The sequence below is a fragment of the Achromobacter mucicolens genome, from assembly GCF_902859725.1.
Classification (GTDB): Bacteria; Pseudomonadota; Gammaproteobacteria; order Burkholderiales; family Burkholderiaceae_B; genus Achromobacter; species Achromobacter mucicolens.
In genome coordinates, this window is the sequence record NZ_CADIJP010000004.1 from 122,743 (window position 1) to 144,501 (window position 21,759).

Consider the following 21,759-nt stretch of genomic DNA (forward strand, 5'->3'; position numbering starts at 1 on the left):
GCCCAGCGGAACACACGCTAGCGGAACACCCGCTGCATCAGGCTGACGGCCGCTGCCGCCAGCGCCACGCCCGCCACCACCCGGAAATGGTCCAGGCTGCCGAGCAGTATCGCCTGCTCGTTCAGCAACTGCGCAATCCGCGCCGTGGCAAGCTGCTGGGCCTGCCCCGGCCCCGCCACCGCCGCAAAGTGGGCCGATAGCTGCGCCATCACGGCTTCGAAATGCGCATTGCCGGTCGCGATGCCTGTCTGAAGCGCCGTGTAGTGCCGCGACGTGAACCACTGCTGGCCGACGGTGGCCAGCATAATGCCCAGCGCCTGGCCAACCTGCGCCAGCATGTTCTTGACCTGCTGGGCATGGGCAAACACCGCGGGATCGCCCGTCAAGCCGGTAAAGGTCTGCATCGCGGTCGTGGGCATGAGCGTCATGATGAAGACGCCATAGCAGGCCAGCGCGGGCAGCACATCGGTCCACATGTTGGCGGTGGGGGTCAGGCGCGACATCAACACGCCGAACGCCGCCAGCGCCAGAAAGCCGGTCACGAAGAACTTGCGCGGTGACGGCCAGCGCGGCAGCAATTGCGACATGACGGCCCAGGTCATGACGCCCGCCCCCAGCCCCATCGCAAAGAATTCACCCGCCGTCAGCCAGGCCTGTCCCAGCCCGCGTTGCAGCATCAGCGGCACCAGATAGCCATTGGCGCCCAGCATCACGTAGCAGGCCATGAACAGGCCCAGCCCGCAAAGGAAACGCACTTCCTTCATGCCGCCCAGCCGCAGCAGCGGCGCGCCGTTGCGCGTTTCGGACCACACAAAGTAGCCCAGCGCGGCCACGCCCGCCGCCGCGGACAGCGCCAACAACGCGAACTCGCTGAAGAAGTCGTAGTAGGCGCGCTGCAAGGCATGCAGCACCAGGAAGCTGCCCGCGCCCAGCGCGGCGATCGGCGCGAGGCGCACCTTGCCGGACAGCACCGACCCCGCCTCGCGGCCCGGCATGGCCAGCGAGACCGGCGCCATCGCCAGCAGCGACAGCGCCGCGATCAGCCAGAACATCAACGGCCAGCCGTCGTGCTCGACCGCCACCGCGGCCAGCCAGGGCGCCAGCGCGGTACCCACGCACAGCCCCGTCGCCAGGGCCTTGATGCCCAGAAATCGAGCCGGACTTGGCGGAATCAGGTTGACCGTCAGCCGCGACGACGTGAGCATCGCCGCGCAGCCCGCCGCCATCAGGACGCGGCCCAGCAGAAATTGCCCAGGGTCCTGCGCCATCGCGCAGACCGCCGCCCCCACGCCTGCGGCCGCCAATGACGCCAGCAGGTAGGCGCGCAGGCCCAGCCGATGCGTGAGCCACCCCTGCAAGGCGATCATCATCACCGCCACGCAGGCGTAGATGAGCGCGATATGCGTGTATTCCTCGGGACTGGCGCCGATTTCGCCCATGATGGGCGCCGCGCCAAACGTCGCCATGCCGTTCTGCAGGAAATCGATGAACGTCAGGGCGCCGATGACCAGCAGCAGCGCGACCGGGGGTTTCGGTTGGAACATGATGCGCGGGCTCAGCGGTTGGCGTCGATGATGGCGCGCACCTGCGCGTCGGCCTGGGCCAGCTCGTCGGCATACACGGCCGTCGTGTAGACCTGCGGCTGGCCTTGCGCCGAAACCAGCCGTTTGCCGTCGCGCGTCTCGGTGTCCACCTCGACCCGCATCGACAGGCCCAGTTGCAGCGGTTGCGCCGCCACCTCCGCCGGGTCCAGCGCGATCCGCACCGGCACGCGCTGCACCACCTTGATCCAGTTGCCGGTGGCATTTTGCGCGGGCAGCAGGGAGAAGGCGCTGCCGGTGCCGGCGTCCTGGCCGAGCACGCGGCCGTGATAGACCACGCCATCGCCGTACAGGTCGGTGGTCAGCCGGACAGGCTGGCCAATACGCACATTGCGCAGCTGAGATTCCTTCAGGTTGGCCGTGACCCACAGGTGGTCCAGCGGCACCACCGACATCAGCGGCGCGCCAGCGGCCACGCGCTGCCCGACCTGCACGCCGCGCTTGGTCACCACCCCGCCCACCGGCGCGACGACTTTCGTGCGCGCAAGGGCCACGCTGGCGTTGCGCAACTGCACGGCGGCGGCCTGCACGTCCGGATGCGATTCGACCGTGGTGCCGTCGATCAGCGCATGGGTGCGCTTGAGCTGTTCGCTGGCGACCGCCAGCGCGGCGCGCGCGGTGCGCACCGCCTGCTGGGCGTGCACCAGTTCCTCTCCCGGAATGGCGCCGATCCTGGCCAGCGCCGACCGGCGCGCCACGTCTTCCTCGGCGCGGGCCAGGTCCACCTTGCGCAACGCCACGGTGGCGCCGTCCTGCCCGGCCATCGCGAACTGGCCGCGCACCTGCCGCACGCTGCGCGCCAGGTTGGCGCGCGCCGCGTCCAGCGCCAGTTGCGCGTCCACCCCGTTCAGTTCGATCAGCACCGCCCCCGGCTCGACCCTGTCGGTGTTGTCCGCGCGGATCGCCGTCACCACCCCGCCCACTTGCGGCGTCACCTGCACGACGTTACCTTCGACGTAGGCGTCTTCCGTCGACACCCAGCGGCCGTCTGCATGCGCGGCATACGCGCCGGCCAGCACGGCGACCGCCAGAATTGCCGCTCCGCCGGCGGCCACCTTGCGCGCGAAGGCTTTGCGCGGCCGGGATGAGGGGGATGGAGAATTTGGGGCGGCTTCGATGTTCATGGCTTGCGAGCGTTCAGAGGGGGATGATCGGGCGGGATGGCGGCTCATGACCGGGTTTGCGTCACAGCGCCGGAATCGGCCGTCGCGGGCGTCTCGGATGCGCCGGGCTGATAGCCGCCGCCCAACGCGCGGATGAGTTCCAGATGCAGCGTGCGGTTGCGCGTGTCCAGTTCGATCAGCAACTGTTTTTGCTGCAGCACCTGACCTTCGGCGGACAGCACCTGCAGGTAGCTGCCCACGCCGCTGCGGTAGCGCGCGGACGCCATGTCGTAGGCCTGCTGCGTCAGCCGCAACGCCTCGCGCTGCTGGGCCGAGCGTTCAGCCTGCCACCGCAGGGAAACCAGCTGGTCCACCACGTCATGCAGCGCCGTGACCAGCGTGCCGTTGTACTGTTCGACCGCCGCGTCGTATTCCGCCTGGCGCGCGCCCAGGTTGCCGCGCAGCCGGCCACCGTCAAAGACCGGCAACGACACCGCCGGGCCAATGCCCAACACGCGGCTGCCGGCGTTTAACAGGTCCGCTAGCCCCAAGCTCTGCAAGCCGGCAAACGCGGTCAGGCTGACGTTGGGATAGAACTGCGCGCGAGCGGCCTTGATCTCGGCGCCGGCTGCTTCGGCGCGCCAGCGCTGCGCCACCACGTCGGGCCGGCGGCCGATCAATTCTGCCGGCACCGTCGTCGGGATCGCCTCGGCAAAGCGCCCGCGCAGCGCCGGCCGGTCTACCTGGATCCCCGCGTCGGGGCCACGGCCCACCAGCGCGGCGACCTGATTGCGCGTCAGCGCGATCTGTTCGTTCAACGCGGCAATGCGCTCGCGCGTGGCGGGCAGCGCGGCTTCGGCCTGCGTCATGTCCAGACGTGAATCCAGCTGCGCGTCGACGCGACGCTGCGTCAACGCCAGCGTGGTCTCGCGTTGACGCAGGGTTTCTTCGGCCAGATCGCGCAGCTGGTAGGCGGCGTCAAGTTTCAGATACGCGCGGACCAGCGAGGTCGTGAGCATCAGCTCCGCGGCATGCAGGTCCACCTCGGCGGCCTGCGCGCGTTGCAGCGCCGCGTCCAGCGCCGCCCGGTTCTTGCCCCAGAAATCGATCTCGTAGCCCACGCCCGCCTGCAGGTCCGCCGTCCAATCCCACGCGCCGGCCAGCGGCTGTGGCGTGGTGCTGTGCTCGCTGAACCGCTGGCGCGTCGCGCGGCCGCTCAAGTTCCCTTGCGGCGACAGCGGCGCCCCCGCGACGCTGGCCAACGCGTCGGTCTGCCGCACCCGCGCCGCCGCCGCCCGCAGGCTGGGCTGTTCGGCCAGCGCAGCCTGCACAAGCTGGTTCAACTGCGCGTCGCCAAAGCTCACCCACCACGCCTGCGTCGGCCACGCGGCCGGCGAGACGGTCGATCCTTGCAAAGACGCGCTGACTGCCAGTCCGTTCGCGCTGGTGATCGACGATTGGGTGTGCAGACCGCCCGTGCTTGCACATCCGGCCAAAACAGAAGCAGCCAGGACGAGTCCCGCACTGCGCCACAGGCGCGGGAGGCAATGGATAGACGAGATGGGCGCTTGCATGGTCGAGAGAGCTTTTAATATGCCCAGGCTGTATATGCCTAGGCAGATAAATGGATAAAAAAATCGCTGGCGGAAAACCTAATCCGCCCGCGCGTTGATCAGGATGCGAGACAGCAGCTTGTGCAGCACCTGCGCTTCGGCTTCCGAAAAACCATCCAGCAACTGGCGAAACGCAATTTCGGTGGCCTGGCGCGCCTGCGGAAACGCCGCCTTGCCCTGCTCGGTCAGCTCGATCAGCGAGCTGCGGCGGTCGGCTTCGTTTTCGACGCGGCGGATAAAGCCCTTGGCCACGATCCGATCCAGCAGCCGGGTCATCGCGCCCGAGTCATACGACAGCACGCGGCAGAAGTCGCTGAGCGTGCGGCCCCACCCCTTGACGATGCAATTGAGCACGACGTACTGCTGCACCGTGATCTGCAGCGGCGCCAGTTCGCGGTCCAGCGCATCCAGAATGCCGTTGCGCACGTTGGTCACCAGGAAACCCAGTTCGCCGGTGCACAGTTCGTCCAGCACGGAAGGCGTTGCGTTGCTCATGATCGGTCTGGCACGTTGCGGTCGGAATCAATGACGGGGATATTAGCTGCCTAGGCAGTTAACTGGCAAGCGGAATCTTTTGAGGCGTGGTGGATTCGGCACGCGGGATCCGCGTTACCCGATGCCGATCCTCCGCGCGCCCTCGCGGAACAGGGCCTGCGTCTCGGGCTCCAGCCGGAACGACGCCAGAAAGTCCTCTACGCGGTACGACGGCTGCGCTTTGCGGATCGCCGGGAGAAACCCCAGCGCCTCGTCCGTCCTGCCGGCCAGCGCCAGGCAGCACGCCGCAATTGCCAAGATGTGCACGTGCGCGTTGGGCCGGGCGGCCGCCTTGACCGCCCACCCCGCCGCCTCGTCGATCCGGCCCAGCCGCGCCAACGCCAGCGCGCGCACGGCCAGCATGCCGAAGAGCAGCGGATCGAAGGGGCTGAGGTGACGCGAATGGTCGGAAGCGCCGATGGCCGCTTCGGCGTCGCCCATCTGGCAATCGACAAAACCCAGCGTGTAATGCGCCAGCGCGAAATTCGGACTCAGGTCCACGGCGATCCGCAACTCGCTTACCGACTGGTCCTGGCTGCCGCGCAGCCACAGCGCACGCCCCATCGCCCAATGCGCCGCCGGATCCCGGTCATCGGCGATCAGGCTTTGCCCGGCGGACTCGAATGCCTGATCGATGGCCGCCTCCTGCTCGCCCCAGCGCTGGAATGCCGTCTGCCAATGCGTGAAGGACAAGCCCGCGTAGGCGCGCGAGAACGTCGGGTCCAGCCGCACCGCCATCTCGAAGAAGTGGCGGGCCTGTTCGTTGTCGGTGCGATTGAACCGGTACATATGCCAGAGGCCGCGATGATGCGCCTGCCAGGCGTCCAGCGAATTGGGCGGCGTCAGGATGGCGCGGTTGCGCTCGGCGGCCTCGATCTCGATATCGACCGACGCCACGATCCGGTTGCCGATCTCGTCCAGCGCCAGCAAGGCGTCGTCAAACGGATGGTCGAGCACGTCCGCCCAGACGATACGCGCGGTGCGGGATTCGACGAGCTGCACGTCCACCGCCAGGCGCTGCCCGTGGCGCCGCAGCGAGCCGCTTACCACGTAGTCCACGTTGAGCGTGCGCCCGGCCTCCTCCGGTCCCACGCTGCGTTGGTCCAGCGCAAACACGGTGCCCTGCGCGATGACGAACAGGCTGCGCAGCTTTGCCAGCCGCGCGATGACGTCAAAGGCCAGCCCGTCCGCCAGCCCGCCCCGGACGCCCGCTTGCGCCGACCGGTCCACGAACGGCATGACGGCAATCGATGCCCGTCCGCGCCGGTGCGGCAGCGCATCGGCCAGACGCGTTGGCAAATCCGTGTCGGCCAGGGACTGCGGCGCGATCCGGGCCGCTAACGCTTCCGGCAATGGGGCAGGTTTCATCGGCGCTGCGGCGCCTGCCGGGGCCGGACTCAACGCTTGAACCGATGACGGGCCGCCGCCTGCCCGCCGGGCGCGCACATCGCGCCACGTTTCGCGCAGCGGCCGCCCATCCAGCCCCTCGGCTTCGAAGGCGCGCACGGCCGCGGCCAGATGCTCCTCGCCTTCACGCCATTGCCCGCGCAGTCCCAACGCGTCCAGCTTCAGTTCATGGGCTTGCGGATCGAACGGCACGAGCGCAAGCCACTTGTCCAGGCAGGCAAACCGTTCCTCCGACCCCTCGGGCAGAAGAACGGCCTGATGCGCCAGCACGGCCGTGTGACAGGCCCGCAGCCGCCGCCGCTGTGCGGTCAGCCAGCTGTGAAAGAACGGGCTGCGGCCAATCTCCAACCCTTCCAGAAAGTCGCCCGCGAACATGGCCGCAAGCGCGCGCAGACGCTCCGGGCTGGCCTTGCGTATACCCGCCTGCATGGCGGCCCCGATGTCGATGACGTCCACACGGCAGTCGGACAGGTCCAGGCGCACGGCGTCCTGCATCGTCTCGACCCGGCGGCGGCCGGGCTCGTCCAGCAGGCCCCGCGCCTTGCTCAGGCACCAGCGCAGTTCGCCGCGCGGATCGTTGGGAATGTCCCACAGCAGTTCGCACAGGTGCGAGCGCATCACGGCGTTCGGGGCCAGCGCCAGGTACGCGATCAGCGCCCGCAGCTTGCGCGACGGCGGCAGCGCAAGCGGAGCGCCGCCCCGGCTGATGCGCATCGGCCCCAGCATGTGCACGTGGATGCCCGCGCCGGACGAATCCACGCCTGACGAATCCACGCCGGATTCCACGCCCGCTACCACGCCCGCCTCCACGTCCCGTTCCTATCGTTGTATCCGGGGCGCACGGCACGCGAACATCGTCGCGGCGCTGGTTGCATCACCCCGGCGCGCTGGCAACGGATGCCGTCGCGCACCCCACGCACCAACGGAGACTCACCATGTCCATTTCCTCCCTTGCCACCAGTGACGTGCGCGAAACCGCACAGCCCGACCTGGCTGCCTTGAAGACCCGCCAGCAAGGCACCTGGTCCTCCGGGGACTACGCCGTCGTCGGCACCACGCTGCAGATCGTAGGAGAACAGCTTTGCGAAGCCCTTGATGTCCGCGCCGGCCAGAAAGTGCTGGACGTCGCCGCCGGCAACGGCAATGCGACACTGGCCGCCGCCCGCCGCTGGTGCGACGTGACCTCGACCGACTATGTGCCCGCGCTGCTGAGCCGCGGCCGCGAACGCGCCGCCGCGGAGCGCCTGAAGGTCGAATTCCAGGAGGCCGACGCCGAGGCGCTGCCGTTCCCGGACGCGTCGTTCGATGTCGTGATGTCGACCTTCGGCGTCATGTTCACGCCCGACCAGGACAAGGCCGCCGCCGAGCTGATGCGCGTGTGCAAGCACGGCGGCAAGATCGGCCTCGCAAACTGGACGCCCGACGGCTTCATCGGCCAGATCTTCAAGACCATCGGCAAGCACCTGCCCCCGCCCGCCGGCGTCAAATCCCCCGCGTTGTGGGGAACCAAGGCGCGCATCGAAGAAATGTTCGGGCCGCAGGCCGCATCGATCACGTGCGAACCGCGTCACTTCGTGTTCCGCTACCGCTCGCCCGAGCACTGGATGCAGGTCTTCAAGACCTACTACGGCCCGATGCTCAAGGCGTTCGGCGCGCTGGACCCCGCGGCGCAGACGGCGCTGACGGCCGACATCACGGCCCAGATCGACCGCTTCAACCGGTCCGGCGATTCGGCGGTGGTGGTGCCCAGCGAATACATGGAAATTGTGATTACCCGCCGTTAAGCGCATGGCAAACCCCGCCTCGCAAGAGGCGGGAGCGTCCTGGCGGCCGGCGGTGTGGTCCATGGCGCAGCGCCCTCCCGGCTGTCGTCCGGCGGGCGCCGGGCAACCGTTGTAGAGGAACCTTCCGTTGAAGTAGGCAGCGGCATGCCCCGCCGCTGCCGCACTGGGTGCGAGCCCATAGCCGAAATCATACGCCCGCGACTCGCCGATCGGCGCAAATGCAGGCGCGCCTGAGACACCGGCCCACCTGCACCCCAGCCCCTAAGGCAAGTTCTCCCTGAATATCACCTGGCTGCGCGCCAATTCCACCCCGTTCATCGGGCTGCGTTTATCCCGCAAATTGCTGAAAATGCGCACGCAGCTCATCAGCGCTTCCATGGGGCTTTGCGTGATGACGGCGTCCATCGTGCCGTCGATCAAGAGGGCACGCGTGTCGGGCGTCAACCCGTGCCCGATAAAAACCACGCGGTGCTGCTGCCCTGCCTCTTTCAACGCCCGGGCCACGCCGTCCGATGCGCCGCCGATGTTGTAGATGCCGGCGAGCTGCGGATACTGTTCCAGCAACTGGCGCGTCTGCTCGTAGTTGCGCTGCGCATCGTCGTAGCCTTCGCGCAGGTCCACCACCTGCATCGCCTGGAACTGTTCGGCATACAGCTGCAGAAAACCGCTTTCGCGCTCTTCATGGGCGCGGTAGTGCCGCGATCCCGCGATCAGCGCGACGTGGGCCGCGCGCAGGCCGATGAAGCGCGCGATCAGGTAGCCGGCCGTGCGCCCCGCCGCGCGGTTGTCCAACCCCACGTACGCCGTGCGGGCGCTGTTGGCGATGTCGGAAATCAGCGTCACCGTGGGCACGCCCTGCTGCGCCAGCGCGTTGACGGCCTCGCGCACCACGGGATGCTCCAGCGCCATGAATGCGATCCCGTCGGCGCGCTTGCCGTGCTTGGTCAGCGCCTGCGCCAGCGCGTCGGGATTGAAGCTTTCCACGTATTCGACGTGGCACTTGGCGTTCAGCGGCGCAAAGTGCTCGTGCGCAAAGTTGACGGTGTCGCCCAGCATGCGCAAGTAACGGTTGCTGCCGCGCGGCAGCAGGAACACCAGCCGCATGGGCTCGGGCGCGGCGGCGGCGTACGCGGCTTCGTCCGGCAGATAGTCCAGATCGATGGCCGCCTTGAAGACTTTTTGCGCGGTGGCCGGACGCACGCCCGGACGGCGATTGAGCACGCGGTCGGCGGTGGCGGTGGACACGCCGGCGCGGGCGGCGACATCGGCCAGGCGGGCAAGTCCGCGGGAGGAGGCGGTTTTATTCACATCAAAAACCATCATGAATAAGATTTGACGATGATACCGCCTATTCACTATTGTCCATTCTGCCGCACGGCTTAGGCGGTTTTGTGGCACATCAAAAAACATCATAAGCACGACAACGGAGACAACCATGAAGCTGCTTACACGCCGCAGTGCCCTGCGCCGCCTTTGCGCGGTCCCCGCCCTTGCCGTCGCCGGCACCGGCTTTCCGCTGATCGCCCGCGCCGCCGATTACTCGCTCAAGTACGGCAACAACCTGCCGGTGACGCATCCGCTGAACATCCGCGCGCAGGAAGCGGCCGAACGCATCCTCAAGGAAAGCAACGGCCGCGTCGACATCAAGATCTTCCCGAACAACCAGCTTGGCGGCGACACCGACATGCTGGCCCAGGTGCGTTCCGGCGGCATCGACTTCTTCACGCCGTCCGCCCTGGTGATTGCCACGCTGGTGCCGGTGGCCGCCATCAACGCGGTCGGCTTCGCGTTCAAGGACTACGACCAGGTCTGGAATGCCATGGACGGCGCGCTGGGCGCCCACGTGCGTGCGGCCATCGCGCAGCGCAAGCTCTATGCCTTTGAAAAGATGTGGGACAACGGCTTTCGCCAGACCACCAGCAGCAAGGGCCCGGTCAATACCGCCGCCGACATGGACGGCCTGAAGATCCGCGTGCCCGTGAGTTCGCTGCCGATCTCCATGTTCAAGGGCCTGGGCGCCGCCCCTGCCAGCCTGCAGTTCAGCGAGGTCTATTCGTCGCTGCAGACCAAGGTGGTGGACGCGCAGGAAAACCCGCTGCCGATCATCCAGGTCGCCAAGCTGTACGAAGTGCAGAAGTACTGCTCGCTGACCAAGCACATCTGGGACGGCTACTGGTTCATCGCCAACGGCCGCATGTGGGAAGGCCTGCCCGCCGACCTGAAGACGGTTGTCGCGCGCGGCATCAATGAAGCTGGCCTCGCACAGCGCGAAGACATCAAGAAGCTCAACGCCTCGGTGCAGTCCGACCTGGAATCCAAGGGCCTGGTGTTCAATCAGCCGTCGGCCGACAGCTTCCGCGAGCAACTGCGCACCGCGGGCTTCTACAAGGAATGGCAGGGCCGCTTCGGCAATGAGGCCTGGGGCCTCCTGGAGCAGTCCGTCGGCAAGCTGGCCTGAGGTCGAGCGTCATGGCCTCCCTGTCCGCTCCCCACGCCGCGGCGCCCGCGCTGCCGGCCAATCCCCTGCGCCGGGCGGCCGGCGCGCTCGACACCGTGCTGGGCACCGTGGTCGAACACGTTGCCGCAGCCATCGTGCTGGTCGAGATCATCGTCCTGTTTGCCGGCGTGGTGTCGCGCTACGTGTTCCATAGCCCGCTCGTCTGGTCCGATGAACTTGCCTCCATCCTGTTCCTCTGGCTGTCCATGCTGGGCGCCGTCGTGGCCCTGCGGCGCGGCGAACACATGCGCATGACGGCGCTGGTGAACAACGTCAGCCCGGCCCGGCGGGCACAGCTGGAAACCGCGGCGCTGGCGGCATCGCTGGCCTTTCTGGTGCTGATCCTGGCGCCCGCCATCGAATATGCGCACGAAGAGCATTTCATCATCACCCCCGCGCTGGAGCTGAGCAACGCCTGGCGCGCCGCCGCCATTCCGGTCGGCATGGGACTGATGGGCATCATCGCGCTGCTGCGCCTGTTGCGCACGCAGCCGCTGCCGCAGGTTGCGATGGCGCTGGCCGGCGTGGCCGCCGTCGTCGGCATCTTCTGGATGGCGCAGCCGCTGTTCTCGGGGCTGGGCAAGCTGAACCTGGTGATCTTCTTCGTGGGCATCGTCGCCGCCACCGTGTTCTCGGGCGTGCCGATCGCGTTCTCCTTCGCGCTGGCCACGTTCTCGTACCTGGCGCTGACCACCAACACGCCGATGGTCGTCATGGTGGGCCGGCTGGACGAAGGCATGTCGCACCTGATGCTGCTGGCAGTGCCGCTCTTCATCTTCCTGGGTTCCCTCATCGAAATGACGGGCATGGCGCGCGCCATGATCCAGTTCCTGGCCAGCCTGCTCGGCCACGTGCGCGGCGGGCTGTCCTACGTGCTGATCGGCGCCATGTACCTGGTGTCCGGCATCTCGGGCTCGAAGATCGCCGACATGGCGGCCATCGCGCCCGTGCTGTTCCCCGAAATGAAGAAGCGCGGCGCCAAGCCCGGTGACCTGGTCGCCCTGCTGTCGGCGACCGGCGCGCAGACCGAAACGATTCCGCCGTCCATCGTGCTCATCACCATCGGTTCGGTGACGGGCGTGTCGATTGCCGCGCTGTTCACGGGCGGCCTGCTGCCCGCCGTGGTGCTGGGCCTGGCCCTGTGCACCGTGGTCTGGTGGCGCTACCGCAAGGAAGACCTGAGCCTTGTGCAGCGCTTCACCTTCAAGGAGATCGGCCGCTTCTTCATGATCGCGCTGCCCGCAGTGGCCCTGCCCTTCGTGATCCGCGCCGCCGTGGTCGAAGGCGTGGCGACCGCCACCGAGGTCTCCACCATCGGCATCGTGTACTCCGCCGTCGTGGGCCTTTTGATCTACCGCTGCTTCGATTGGGCACGCGTCAAGCCCATGCTGATCGAAACCGCGTCCCTGTCCGGCGCCATCATGCTGATCGTGGGCTGCGCGACCGCGATGGCGTGGGCGCTGACACAATCCGGTTTCTCGGGCGACCTGGCCAAGCTGATGGCGGGCATGCCCGGCGGCAGCTACGGCTTCCTGGCGGTGTCCATCGTGGCCTTCATCATCCTGGGCAGCGTGCTGGAAGGCATCCCCGCCATCGTGCTGTTCGGTCCCCTGCTGTTCCCGATCGCGGTGCAGGCCGGCGTGCACGAGGTCCACTACGCGATGGTCGTGATCTTTGCGATGGGCATTGGACTGTTCGCCCCGCCCTTCGGTGTCGGCTACTACGGCGCCTGCGCCATCAGCCGCGTCGATCCCAACGAAGGCATCCGCCCGATCTGGGGCTACATCGGCGCGCTGCTGATCGGCCTGATCGTCGTGGCCGCCTTCCCCTGGTTCTCCATCGGTTTCCTGTGACGCGACGCGGCCCCTCGCGGGCCGCGCCCTTCCCGTCCCTCAGCCACCCCTTTTAAAAAGATCCATCATGAGTCGTTTCCTGGGCGAGATCCGCCAACTCGGTTATGTCGTGCACGACATCGAAGCCGCCATGGACTACTGGAGCAGCAAGCTCGGCGTGGGCCCCTGGTACTACAACCCCCGCGTGCCGATCGTGAACTATGAGTACGACGGCCAACGGCACGAGCCTCACAATTCCGTCGCCTTGGCCAACTCCGGCTACGTGCAGGTCGAACTGATCCAAACCCGCAACGACGTGCCTTCCATGTACCGAGACTTCCTGCAGGCCGGCCGCACCGGTCTGCAACACGTCGCCTACTGGACCGAAAGCTACGACGCCGATCTGGAGCGCCTGCTGGCGCAAGGCTTCAAGCCCAAGATGAGCGGCGAAGTCGGCGAAAAGGGCCGCTTCATCTATTTCGACACCGAATACCACCCTGGCACCGTCATCGAGCTCTCCGAAGTCGCCGGCCCCAAGGGCCGCCTCTTCGACCTGATCCGCGAAAGCTCGGTCAACTGGGACGGCAAGGACCCCGTCCGCGCCTTCCCCGATCTGAGCCGCCTCTGATACGCCCCTGCCGCACACCGCCACCATGAATTCCCAATCGTTTACCGCCACCTACCTGATTGAAACCCCCGTCGACCCCGCCAAGGTCGCGGAAGTCATGGCCGGCGAGCAGTCCTGCGGCACCTTCACGCGCGTTCAGGGCGAAACCGACGAGCTGCGCGCCCGCGCGCGCGCCCGCATCGAATCCATCGAAACGCTGGAAACGGTCGACGCGCCCAGCCTGCCCAACGCCTATCTGGCGCGCCAGGCGGGCGGCATGCCCGGCAAATTCCAGCGCGCGCGGATTCGCATCGCGTTCCCCGTCGCCAACGTCGGGGCCAACCTGCCCACGCTGGCGGCCACCGTCGGCGGCAACCTGTACGACCTGGGCGAAGTCACCGGCTTGCGGCTCGAAAGCATGGAGCTGCCCGCCAACTACCGCGCCCAGTTCGACCTGCCGCAGGTCGGCATTACCGGCACGCGCGCGCTGACCGGCGTGGACAAGGGGCCGCTGGTCGGCACCATCATCAAGCCCAACGTCGGCCTCTCGCCCGAGCAGACCGCGCATCTGGTGGCCCAGCTTTGCGCGGCTGGCGTGGACTTCATCAAGGACGACGAGGTGTGCGCCAACCCGGCCCACGCCCCGCTCGCCCAACGCGTCGCCGCAGTCATGGCCGTGGTGCGCGCGCACCGCGAACGCACCGGCCGCAATGTGATGGTCGCCTTCAATATCAGCGACGAAACCGACGCCATGCGCCGCCATGCCGACTTGATCGAACGCGAAGGCGGCACCTGCGTCATGGCCAGCCTGAACTGGTGCGGCTACTCGGCCATCCAGACCCTGCGCCGCAGCACGCCGCTGGCGCTGCACGGCCACCGCAATGGTTTTGGCGCACTGTCGCGCCACCCGCTGCTGGGCATCGGCTTTCAGGCCTACCAGACGCTGTGGCGGCTGGCGGGCGTGGATCACATGCACGTGCATGGGTTGCAAGGCAAGTTCTCGCAGGAAGACAGCGAGGTCGTCGACTCGGCCCGCGACTGCCTGGCATCGCTGACGCCGGGCATCGACGACGCCGTCATGCCCGCCTTCTCGTCGGGTCAATGGGCTGGCACCGTGCCCGCCACCTGGGCCGCCGTGCGCAGCGACGACCTGCTCTTCATGTCGGGCGGCGGCATCCTGGCCCACCCCGACGGCCCCGCCGCCGGCGTGCAAAGCATCCGCCAGGCCTGGCACGCCGTGCGCGACAACCAGACCTTGCAAGACTACGCCCGCAACGCGCCGGAGCTGCAGCGCGCGCTGGAATTTTTTGGAAGCCGCGCATGAATGGCGGCACCGCGCCGCAGGTTTGCTGGTATGGCGACGACTTCACCGGCGCCACCGACACGTTGGCCGAGGTCGCTCGCGCCGGGCTGCGCAGCCTGCTTTTTTTGAGTGTGCCTTCTTCCGCGCAACTGGAACGTGCCGGGCCGTTGGATGCCATCGGCATCGCGGGCGCGGCGCGTGGCATGACGCCTGCGGAGATGACGGACGAGCTGCGCGCGGTCGGTGCATTCATGGCAGGCACCGGCGCGCGCGTGCTGCACTACAAGTGCTGTTCCACCTTTGACAGCGCGCCGCATGTCGGCAGCATTGGGGTGGCGGTGCGCGAATTGCGTCGGCATTTTGCGAATCCCATCGTGCCGATCGTGGGTGGGCAGCCCAGCATCGGCCGTTATTGCAGTTTTGGAAACCTATTCGCGCGCGCGGGTTCAGCGCCCGAGATTCATCGCATTGACCGCCATCCCGTGATGAGCGTGCATCCCGTGACGCCCATGCACGAGGCGGATCTGCGGTTGCACCTGGAGGCCCAGGGTTTGGCGGGCATCCGCTCGGTGCCGCACACGGCCTACCCCTCGGCCGTGGAACCGGGTGCGAAGACGGGTGCAGCCTCGGCTGAGGACACCGCCGCGCACTCGGCCGCGCTTGATGCCTGGATCGATCAGGTCATTGGAAACACTGACGGTCCGCTGCTGCTGGATCTGGTGGACGAATCGCAGCTCCCCGTCATCGGCCGTTTGATTCAACGCGCCGCTTCCCGCGCCCCCCTCTTGGCCGTCGGCCCCAGCAGCGTGCAACAGGCGCTGGCCCGCGCTCGGCCCGCGGGGCACTCGGGGGCCGCACCGGCGACGCCACTCGGCCCTGCAAATGGCCCGGTGCTGGTCGTCGCGGGCAGCCTGTCGCCCGTCACCGCCCGGCAGATCGCCGCATGCGAAACCTATACGCGCCAAGCTCTGCGAGTCGAACGGTTGCTGGCGGATGACGACTACGCCGCGCAACAGGTCGCGTTGGCCGCTGCCACACTGGCCCAGGGCCACAACGTGCTGGTGCATACCGACAAGCCTGCCGGCGCCGTCAACGCAGACCAGACCGCCGCCACCGCCCGCGCCACCGCCAGGCTGGTTGCTGACATCGTGCGCGCCAGCGCGTACGCTGGCCATCGGCTGAACCGAATCGGAATCGCCGGCGGCGACACCTCCAGTCAAGCCACGCTTGCGCTCGGACTGTGGGGATTGGCGTTTCGCTGCGTCCTGGCGCCGGGCGTGACCGTCAGCGTTGCACGCAGCGACGATCCGGTAACGGACGGGGTGGAGCTGATGCTCAAGGGCGGGCAGATGGGTGGGGATCGGCTGTTTGACGAGTTGATTGCCGGCAAGGTCTGACGGCCGCCGCAGGCGTTCTGACGTGCCGAACGGGCTAGCGACCATGCCAGTACCGTCTCGCACGTTCGCGGTGCCCCCACACCTCCAACGCATCCGGCCGCGACGCCGCCATCACGGCGCCGTCCTGGTCGCTACGCCAGAAGCTGGCGCCCGCCCGGCTCCAACGCAGCTCCACCGCCCGTGCCGGGTGGCGGAACCGGTTCAGGTGCCCAGCCTGCGCAATGGCATGGACGGCCTGCGTCGCGTTCACCAGGTCATGCCCCGACGACGACCCTGACCCATGATGCGGCGCCAGCACGACATCGGCACTGGCAAGCCCCTGCGCCACCATGTCCCGCTCCTGCGCAACGCCTACGTCCCCTGTCAGCAACAGGGAATGGCTTGCCCCCTCCACGCGCAGCACGCAACTGTCGGCATTGCGGTCATCCACCTTCGCGCTGCGTTCTGACGGAACCGGATGCAGGAAGGTGAACACCACCCCGTCCGCTTCCCATGCCAGTCCACGTTCGCACCGCGCCATCGTATCGGGCAACACCGGTTCGGCATTGCCGACGTCGGGCCACATGTTTGCGTCGCGCCGTAGATAGGCGGGCAAATCGAAGGATGTATAACTTCGCCCCACTGGCACCGCCCCCAGCACCGCGCGCGTGCCGCCGACATGATCCATATCTGCGTGCGACAGCACCAGCACATCCAGCCGTCCGATCCCCCGCGCTTGCAGAAATGGCGCGACGACCCGTTCGCCCGCATCGCTGCCGCCGTAGCTGCGCGGGCCCGCGTCAAACAACAACGACTGAGTCGCAGTTTCCACCAGGATGGCGCTGCCCTGCCCCACGTCCATCGCGCTCATGCGCCAGTGGCCCGGTTCGGGCTTGTCGGGCCGCCAGAACAGCAACGGCAGCATGCAGAACCAACCAAGGTGCCGTCCTGGCCAGCCTTTGGCCTGCAGGGCCCAGATCATGCCCGCCACCGCCAGCAGCAGCCAGGGCCAGCCGGCCGCGGCAACCGGCACGCTCGACCAGCTTGCATTGCCAACCCAGGCAACCGGCGTCATGGTCAGGTCGAACGCGGCCAGCCCGGCTTGCCCGGCCAATGCCGCCAGCGCCTCGGCGCCGGGCACGGACGACAGTGCCGCGCATAGCAACGCCAGCGGCGTCACGATGAACGTCACCGACGGAATGGCGACGGCATTGGCAAAGGGCGAACCCAGCGACACCTGGTGCACCAGAAAGGCCAGCAGCGGCATCAGCCCTATCGTGACCATCAGCTGCACGTGCGCGGCCTGCCGTAGCCGGGCCGCGCATCGCGCGCGCCAGCTGGCGTCCACATCAATCGGCGCGGCCGCGATACGCAACAACACCGCCACCGCGCCGAACGACAACCAGAAGCCAGCGGACATCGGGGCCCACGGGTCCAGCGCCACCACGGCGGCCGCCGCGCAGGCCAGGACCCGATCACCCGACACGGGCAGCCGCGACAACGCCGCCCCCAACACCACCAGCAGCATGAAAAACGTGCGGCGCGCGGGCACGCCCCAGCCCGCCAGCAGGCAATACAGCAACGCGACCACCGCCGCTACCGCCCCGCCGGCAACGCGCGCAGGGATCCGCTCGGCAAGTCCCACGCCCCGCCACCGCACGCGCCGCCAAAGCGAAGACGCCAGCAACCCAGCGATACCGGCAATCGATGTCACGTGCATGCCGCTGATCGACACCAGATGCGTGATGCCGCTGCGGTTGAAGATCCGCCAGTCGTCGCGCGCCACGCCGGCCTGATCCCCAATCGCCAACGCAATCAGCACCGGCGCGTAACGATGCTCGCCCAACGCCGCGCGCATGCCCTCGCGCACGAGATGCCGGGCGCGTTCGATGGCAATGCCGGGCGTGGCCCACGGCCGGTCGTCCATCAGGACGGGCTGCCCGCGCACGGTTCCCGTGGCGCGGATGCCGTTGGCAAACATGCGCCCCTCCACATCCGGCCCCGCGGGGTTGAGCAGACCGTGCGGCCGCCTCAGCACCAGCGCCATTCGCCACACTTGCCCGGGCAGCACCTGCGGCACGGCCTGGTTGGACCCCGCACCCGCCTGCCAGGTGACCTGGACGTGCGAGGGAATGCCGGGACGAGCGGGCGGCATCACCTCGGCCAGGAAGCGCTGGCGCTTCGCGTCGCCATCGGGCAATGCGGCCACGCGCAGCACCAGCCGCGACACCTGATCCTGATGCGCGTCGGCAAGCCCATCGTCCAACCGTTGCTGCGCTTGCAGCGCTGCATTCAGGAAGCCGGCCGAAAGTCCCAACGCCAGCGCCGCCAGAACCCGCCATCGAGAATTCCCGACGCGAACCCACACGGCGGACACAGCGCCCCCGGCCACCGCTAGCCACAGCCCAATCGAACCCGGCAGAGACGGCAGCATCTGCACCAGCCCCGAGCCCGCGACAAACGCAATACAGAACGAGCGGCCCGCGATGGCTTTCTCCGCAAAAAAGAGAAAGCGTAGGTCTTGGCCGGACGGGTCACATGAGCAAGTGAACGAATCGATCCACCTCGGCCAGCCGTCACCTTCCGGGCGCACGCAGTACAGTAGCGCCAACCTACTCTCACGCCCCGCTTCCCATGAAAGGCTCCCGCAACTCCCTGTCTTCGCTGCGCATCTTCCTCACCGCCGCCGAAACGCTGAACTTCAGCCGCGCGGCCGAGGCGCTTAGCCTGACCCAAAGCGCGGTCAGCAAACACGTGGCGGCGTTGGAGGACCGATTGGGCACGGCCCTCTTCAAGCGCATGCCCGCGGGCCTGCGGCTTACGTACGCGGGCGCCCTGTACCTGGAACGCATCAGCGCGGCAGTGCGGCTCATCGACGAGGCCGATGCGCTGGTCGCCAACCCCGCGTCGCGCGTCGCCCTGAATGTGGCTGTCTCGCCGTCGTTTGCGCAGTTTTTCCTGCTGCCCAGGCTGGCCGAGTTCTTTGAATTGCACCCTGAGATCCGAGTCAACATCCGCCCTCGGCTGCTGCATGGCCGCGACCGCTCTGAACGATTCGACGCGGAGATCCAGCTTCACACGGGATATGTGTCGGGCATGAGCGCGCAGTATCTGTGCGGCCGCGAAATGGCGCTGGTGGCAGCGCCCTCTGTGATCAAGCGCCATCCGGTCAAGTGCGTGGACGACATCGCCCGATTGCCCTTGCTCAAGCGCGCCCAGCGCGGCTATGGCTGGGACGAGTGGCGGGCCGACGTCGCCCCGTTGTGGTCCGGTCCCGCCGCCACCGCGGCGGAATACGAAGGCTTTTCCATCCTGCTGCCGGCGGTGCTCAATGGCTTGGGCGCGGGCATCATGCCGCTGTGCATGGTGCTGGAGCATCTGGAGTCGGGACGCCTGGTGCGGCCCTTCGGCGAGGCCATCGAAGGCCGCTACGGCTATCACCTGATGCAACCTCGTCCCAACGTCGGCGGCCCTTACTGCGAAGCGTTCTGCGAGTGGGTCATCGCGCAGGGCCAGGCGCTGAATATGCAGACGCGGCAATACGCGGGCATTGCCTAGAACCTGACTGCTTTCAAGCCGCCGGCCCTGCGAGAGCACCTATTCCAGTTTGGAATATCCTATGCGCATACTTCCTTTGCGAGGGGCCAGCGCGCGCACCACAATGACGTGAATAATTCATGGATCACCATAAAAATCATGTTCAAGTGGAAAAAACTGCTGGCCGCCATGGCCGTTCCCGCGTGCTTCGCAAGCGTGCAATCCGCCTCGGCCGCCTATCCCGACAAACCCATCAAGATCGTCGTGCCGTATTCGGCGGGCGGCAGCTCGGACGTGGTGGCCCGGGCCATCAGCGATCAATTGAGCGCCCAGCTTGGGCAGTCCGTTGTTGTCGAGAACCGGGCGGGCGCGGGATCGATGCTGGGCACCGCCTACGTGGCGACCGAGGCGCCCGATGGCTACACGCTGTTGCTGGCCGACGTGCCGTTCACCATCGTGCCGGCGCTGTACAAGGACCGTGTGAAATACGACGCGAAAAAGGATTTCACGCCGATCACGCTGCTGGGCCTGTCGCCCATGTACCTGTTCGTGAATCCCGGGTTCGAGGCGCAGGACGTGCCGTCGCTGGTCAAGATCGCTTCGGCCAAGCCGGACACCATCTCCATCGGTTCGGGCGGCAACGGCTCGCTGACCCATCTGATGGCCGAACTGTTCATGCAGAACACCGGCACCAAGCTCGCGCACATCCCCTACAAGGGCGCGTCGGCATCGGTCAATGACCTGGCCGGCCGCCAGATCGACGCCAGCTTTACGACGATGGCCTCGGCCGTTGCCCTGTTCCAGAGCGGCAAGATCAAGCCGATTGGCGTGTCCTCGCCCGCCCGTCAGGCCGGCACGCCGGACGTGCCGACGTTCCAGGAACTGGGCTATCCGGGCCTGACCGTGCAAAGCTGGTGGGGACTGGTCGCGCCGGCCGGCACGCCTGAGGCCGTCCAGAAAAAACTGTCGGAAGCGATGGCCAAGGTCATGCAGTCCGAGCCCGTCAAGCAGCGGCTCGCCAGCGTGGGCATGAACCTGCCGCCCGACACCAGCGCCGCAGCCCTCAAGGCGTTGCTGACGCAGGACTTCGCCCGCTGGGCCGATCTGGTGCAGCGCGCCAATATCACCTTCGAATAACACGCAAGCAACGCCGCGCGGCATGCGCGCGGCGCCGGAGACATTGATGACGACAAGCTGGCAACAGCAGGCCGCCGACGAAGCGGCCTTGATGCACGATTTCCAGACCCTTTGCAGTTTTGGCGGACGCCTGTCCGGCACCGGGCAGGACGATGCAGCCATGGACTGGGCGCTGGACCGGCTCCGGGAAATCGGACCCGACGTGCGGCGCGTGCCGGTGCCCTACGATGGCTGGCGCTGCCTGTCCAGCCGCCTGACGCTGCTGGGCGACGCGCCCGAGGATCTGGAGTGCGTGCCCCTGCTACGCTCGGCCTCCACCGCCGCGCAAGGCCTGGAAGGCGAAGTCCTGGATGTCGGCGCGGGCCGCCCGGAGGACTTCGAGCGTGCCGGCGATGCCGTGCGCGGCCGGATCGTGCTGGTGCGCCATGAATATCCGTTCTCGCAAACGCACGTGCACCGCCGCCGCAAATACGACATGGCGGTCGCTCAGGGCGCCGCCGCTTTCCTCATTGCCAACACGCTGCCCGGCGCGGGCCCCTTGTCCGGCTCCTCCGGCCGCCCCCGCGACGGCGCAGGCATTCCCGCGGCTTATATTGGCCACGAAGCCGCATCCGCATTGACCGCCCGGCCCAGCGTCCGCGTCCGCTTGCAGATCCAGGGCGAAGAGTTGCGCGATTCGATGGCCTGCGCGGGCGTTCTGGACCTGCCCGGCGGCCGGGACAGCCGGATCGTGATCAGCGCCCACATGGACGGCCACGACCTCGGCCAGAGCGCGCTGGACAATGCCACGGGCGTTGCCGTCGCGCTGGCTGCCGCGCGGCTGCTGGCAAAGCGGCTGGGCCCGGACACGCCTGGACTGCGTATCTGCTTCTTCACCGCTGAAGAATGGGCGCTCGCCGGATCGGCCCGCTACCTGGCCGACATGCCGGCCACCGAGCGTCAACGGCTGAAGTTCGACATCAACCTGGACACCGTTGCAGGCGACGACGCGCTCTGCGCGCTGATCAGCGACTATCCGGCGCTGGCGGACGTGGTCCAGGACACCGCCGCGCGCGCCGGGGTGCCCGTGTCGCACTGGCTGCCTTTCATGCCGAACTCCGACCACGCCAATTTCGCCAAGCAAGGCATTCCTGCCCTGCGTCTGGTTGCGGGCTTCGAGAAGCCCGAATCCCGCGTGCGCCACATCCTGTCTCGCGGCGATTTGCCGGACATCATCCGGGAAGACGAACTGCGCAACGCGTTGGCCGTCACCTGCGCGATGGCGTCGCTGGCGCTGGAAATGACCGATCCGGAACTGGAGGCGCTAAAAGCCGGTTCCACTTGCCCGCGCGTCTAGCGCAACCTCGGCGACCTCGATTGCCCGGCCGCGATGCGGCCGGGCACGCCGCTTGCTGAATATCCGGTTCCACAGGCAGCACCCCGCTGCCT

Annotated in this window: 16 protein-coding genes; 9 read left to right on the forward strand and 7 right to left on the reverse strand. The window is 67.6% G+C overall.

Annotated features, from left to right (window positions below):
• Positions 1–17: 17 nt before the first annotated feature.
• The 5 genes from HV786_RS05900 to HV786_RS05920 all read right to left on the reverse strand — a co-directional run bounded on the left by HV786_RS05900 (position 18) and on the right by HV786_RS05920 (position 7,068).
• Positions 18–1,544, reverse strand: a complete 1,527-nt coding sequence (locus HV786_RS05900; protein WP_175210280.1) for an MFS transporter — start codon at positions 1,542–1,544, stop codon at positions 18–20.
• An 11-nt stretch (positions 1,545–1,555) separates the two neighbouring features.
• Positions 1,556–2,773 (reverse strand): HlyD/EmrA/EmrK family protein, encoded by a 1,218-nt coding sequence (locus HV786_RS05905; protein WP_254599452.1) that lies wholly within the window; start codon positions 2,771–2,773, stop codon positions 1,556–1,558.
• Entirely contained in the window at positions 2,770–4,278 is a 1,509-nt protein-coding gene (locus HV786_RS05910) for an efflux transporter outer membrane subunit (RefSeq protein ID WP_175210282.1), read from the reverse strand. Before HV786_RS05910 ends, HV786_RS05905 begins: the two co-directional genes overlap by 4 nt.
• A 78-nt stretch (positions 4,279–4,356) precedes the next feature.
• Complete coding sequence (locus HV786_RS05915; protein ID WP_128830263.1) at positions 4,357–4,812, reverse strand: MarR family winged helix-turn-helix transcriptional regulator; 456 nt, start codon at positions 4,810–4,812, stop codon at positions 4,357–4,359.
• Between the two features lie 114 nt (positions 4,813–4,926).
• Positions 4,927–7,068: a transcriptional regulator gene (locus HV786_RS05920; RefSeq protein WP_175210284.1), complete on the reverse strand. Its 2,142-nt coding sequence runs from the start codon at positions 7,066–7,068 to the stop codon at positions 4,927–4,929.
• A 125-nt stretch (positions 7,069–7,193) separates the two neighbouring features.
• On the opposite strand from HV786_RS05920, the gene HV786_RS05925 reads away from it, so the two are divergent.
• Entirely contained in the window at positions 7,194–8,042 is an 849-nt protein-coding gene (locus tag HV786_RS05925; protein WP_128828861.1) for a class I SAM-dependent methyltransferase, read from the forward strand.
• Positions 8,043–8,303: 261 nt separating this feature from the next.
• On the opposite strand, the gene HV786_RS05930 is transcribed toward HV786_RS05925, so the two are convergent.
• Positions 8,304–9,365, reverse strand: coding sequence for a LacI family DNA-binding transcriptional regulator (locus HV786_RS05930; RefSeq protein ID WP_128828862.1), 1,062 nt, complete (start codon positions 9,363–9,365; stop codon positions 8,304–8,306).
• Positions 9,366–9,477: 112 nt separating this feature from the next.
• On the opposite strand from HV786_RS05930, the gene HV786_RS05935 reads away from it, so the two are divergent.
• The 5 genes from HV786_RS05935 (at position 9,478) to HV786_RS05955 (ending at position 15,678) form a co-directional block, all read left to right on the forward strand.
• A complete protein-coding gene (locus HV786_RS05935; protein ID WP_062840772.1) occupies positions 9,478–10,500 on the forward strand; it encodes a TRAP transporter substrate-binding protein in 1,023 nt (340 codons plus the stop codon).
• 11 nt (positions 10,501–10,511) lie between these two features.
• Positions 10,512–12,392 (forward strand): TRAP transporter large permease, encoded by a 1,881-nt coding sequence (locus HV786_RS05940; protein ID WP_062840771.1) that lies wholly within the window; start codon positions 10,512–10,514, stop codon positions 12,390–12,392.
• A 67-nt stretch (positions 12,393–12,459) separates the two neighbouring features.
• A complete protein-coding gene (locus HV786_RS05945) occupies positions 12,460–12,999 on the forward strand; it encodes a VOC family protein (RefSeq protein ID WP_128828863.1) in 540 nt (179 codons plus the stop codon).
• 25 nt (positions 13,000–13,024) lie between these two features.
• Positions 13,025–14,302, forward strand: coding sequence for a ribulose-bisphosphate carboxylase large subunit family protein (locus HV786_RS05950; protein WP_128828864.1), 1,278 nt, complete (start codon positions 13,025–13,027; stop codon positions 14,300–14,302).
• Entirely contained in the window at positions 14,299–15,678 is a 1,380-nt protein-coding gene (locus tag HV786_RS05955; protein WP_175210286.1) for a four-carbon acid sugar kinase family protein, read from the forward strand. Before HV786_RS05950 ends, HV786_RS05955 begins: the two co-directional genes overlap by 4 nt.
• Positions 15,679–15,712: 34 nt before the next feature.
• Here the strand turns inward: HV786_RS05955 and HV786_RS05960 are convergent, their stop codons facing one another.
• Entirely contained in the window at positions 15,713–18,091 is a 2,379-nt protein-coding gene (locus HV786_RS05960; protein WP_175210288.1) for a DNA internalization-related competence protein ComEC/Rec2, read from the reverse strand.
• 200 nt (positions 18,092–18,291) lie between these two features.
• Between HV786_RS05960 and HV786_RS05965 the strand changes: the two genes are divergently transcribed.
• From HV786_RS05965 to HV786_RS05975, 3 genes are all read left to right on the forward strand, one after another.
• Positions 18,292–19,215 (forward strand): LysR substrate-binding domain-containing protein, encoded by a 924-nt coding sequence (locus tag HV786_RS05965; RefSeq protein ID WP_128828474.1) that lies wholly within the window; start codon positions 18,292–18,294, stop codon positions 19,213–19,215.
• A gap of 138 nt (positions 19,216–19,353) precedes the next feature.
• On the forward strand, positions 19,354–20,331 hold the full coding sequence (locus tag HV786_RS05970) for a Bug family tripartite tricarboxylate transporter substrate binding protein (protein ID WP_128828475.1): 978 nt from the start codon (positions 19,354–19,356) through the stop codon (positions 20,329–20,331).
• 46 nt (positions 20,332–20,377) lie between these two features.
• Positions 20,378–21,667, forward strand: a complete 1,290-nt coding sequence (locus HV786_RS05975; protein WP_158216692.1) for a M28 family peptidase — start codon at positions 20,378–20,380, stop codon at positions 21,665–21,667.
• The last annotated feature ends 92 nt before the right edge of the window (positions 21,668–21,759 follow it).

Excerpts from the sequence above, each read along its gene's own strand:
- HV786_RS05960 (WP_175210288.1), bottom strand. The coding sequence starts at position 18,091 with ATGCTGCCGTCTCTGCCGGGTTCGATTGGGCTGTGGCTAGCGGTGGCC.
- HV786_RS05975 (WP_158216692.1), top strand. The coding sequence starts at position 20,378 with ATGACGACAAGCTGGCAACAGCAGGCCGCCGACGAAGCGGCCTTGATG.
- HV786_RS05945 (WP_128828863.1), top strand. The coding sequence starts at position 12,460 with ATGAGTCGTTTCCTGGGCGAGATCCGCCAACTCGGTTATGTCGTGCAC.
- HV786_RS05940 (WP_062840771.1), top strand. The coding sequence starts at position 10,512 with ATGGCCTCCCTGTCCGCTCCCCACGCCGCGGCGCCCGCGCTGCCGGCC.
- HV786_RS05930 (WP_128828862.1), bottom strand. The coding sequence starts at position 9,365 with ATGATGGTTTTTGATGTGAATAAAACCGCCTCCTCCCGCGGACTTGCC.
- HV786_RS05925 (WP_128828861.1), top strand. The coding sequence starts at position 7,194 with ATGTCCATTTCCTCCCTTGCCACCAGTGACGTGCGCGAAACCGCACAG.
- HV786_RS05955 (WP_175210286.1), top strand. The coding sequence starts at position 14,299 with ATGAATGGCGGCACCGCGCCGCAGGTTTGCTGGTATGGCGACGACTTC.
- HV786_RS05965 (WP_128828474.1), top strand. The coding sequence starts at position 18,292 with ATGAAAGGCTCCCGCAACTCCCTGTCTTCGCTGCGCATCTTCCTCACC.
- HV786_RS05900 (WP_175210280.1), bottom strand. The coding sequence starts at position 1,544 with ATGTTCCAACCGAAACCCCCGGTCGCGCTGCTGCTGGTCATCGGCGCC.
- HV786_RS05935 (WP_062840772.1), top strand. The coding sequence starts at position 9,478 with ATGAAGCTGCTTACACGCCGCAGTGCCCTGCGCCGCCTTTGCGCGGTC.
- HV786_RS05905 (WP_254599452.1), bottom strand. The coding sequence starts at position 2,773 with ATGAGCCGCCATCCCGCCCGATCATCCCCCTCTGAACGCTCGCAAGCC.
- HV786_RS05910 (WP_175210282.1), bottom strand. The coding sequence starts at position 4,278 with ATGCAAGCGCCCATCTCGTCTATCCATTGCCTCCCGCGCCTGTGGCGC.
- HV786_RS05915 (WP_128830263.1), bottom strand. The coding sequence starts at position 4,812 with ATGAGCAACGCAACGCCTTCCGTGCTGGACGAACTGTGCACCGGCGAA.
- HV786_RS05970 (WP_128828475.1), top strand. The coding sequence starts at position 19,354 with ATGTTCAAGTGGAAAAAACTGCTGGCCGCCATGGCCGTTCCCGCGTGC.
- HV786_RS05950 (WP_128828864.1), top strand. The coding sequence starts at position 13,025 with ATGAATTCCCAATCGTTTACCGCCACCTACCTGATTGAAACCCCCGTC.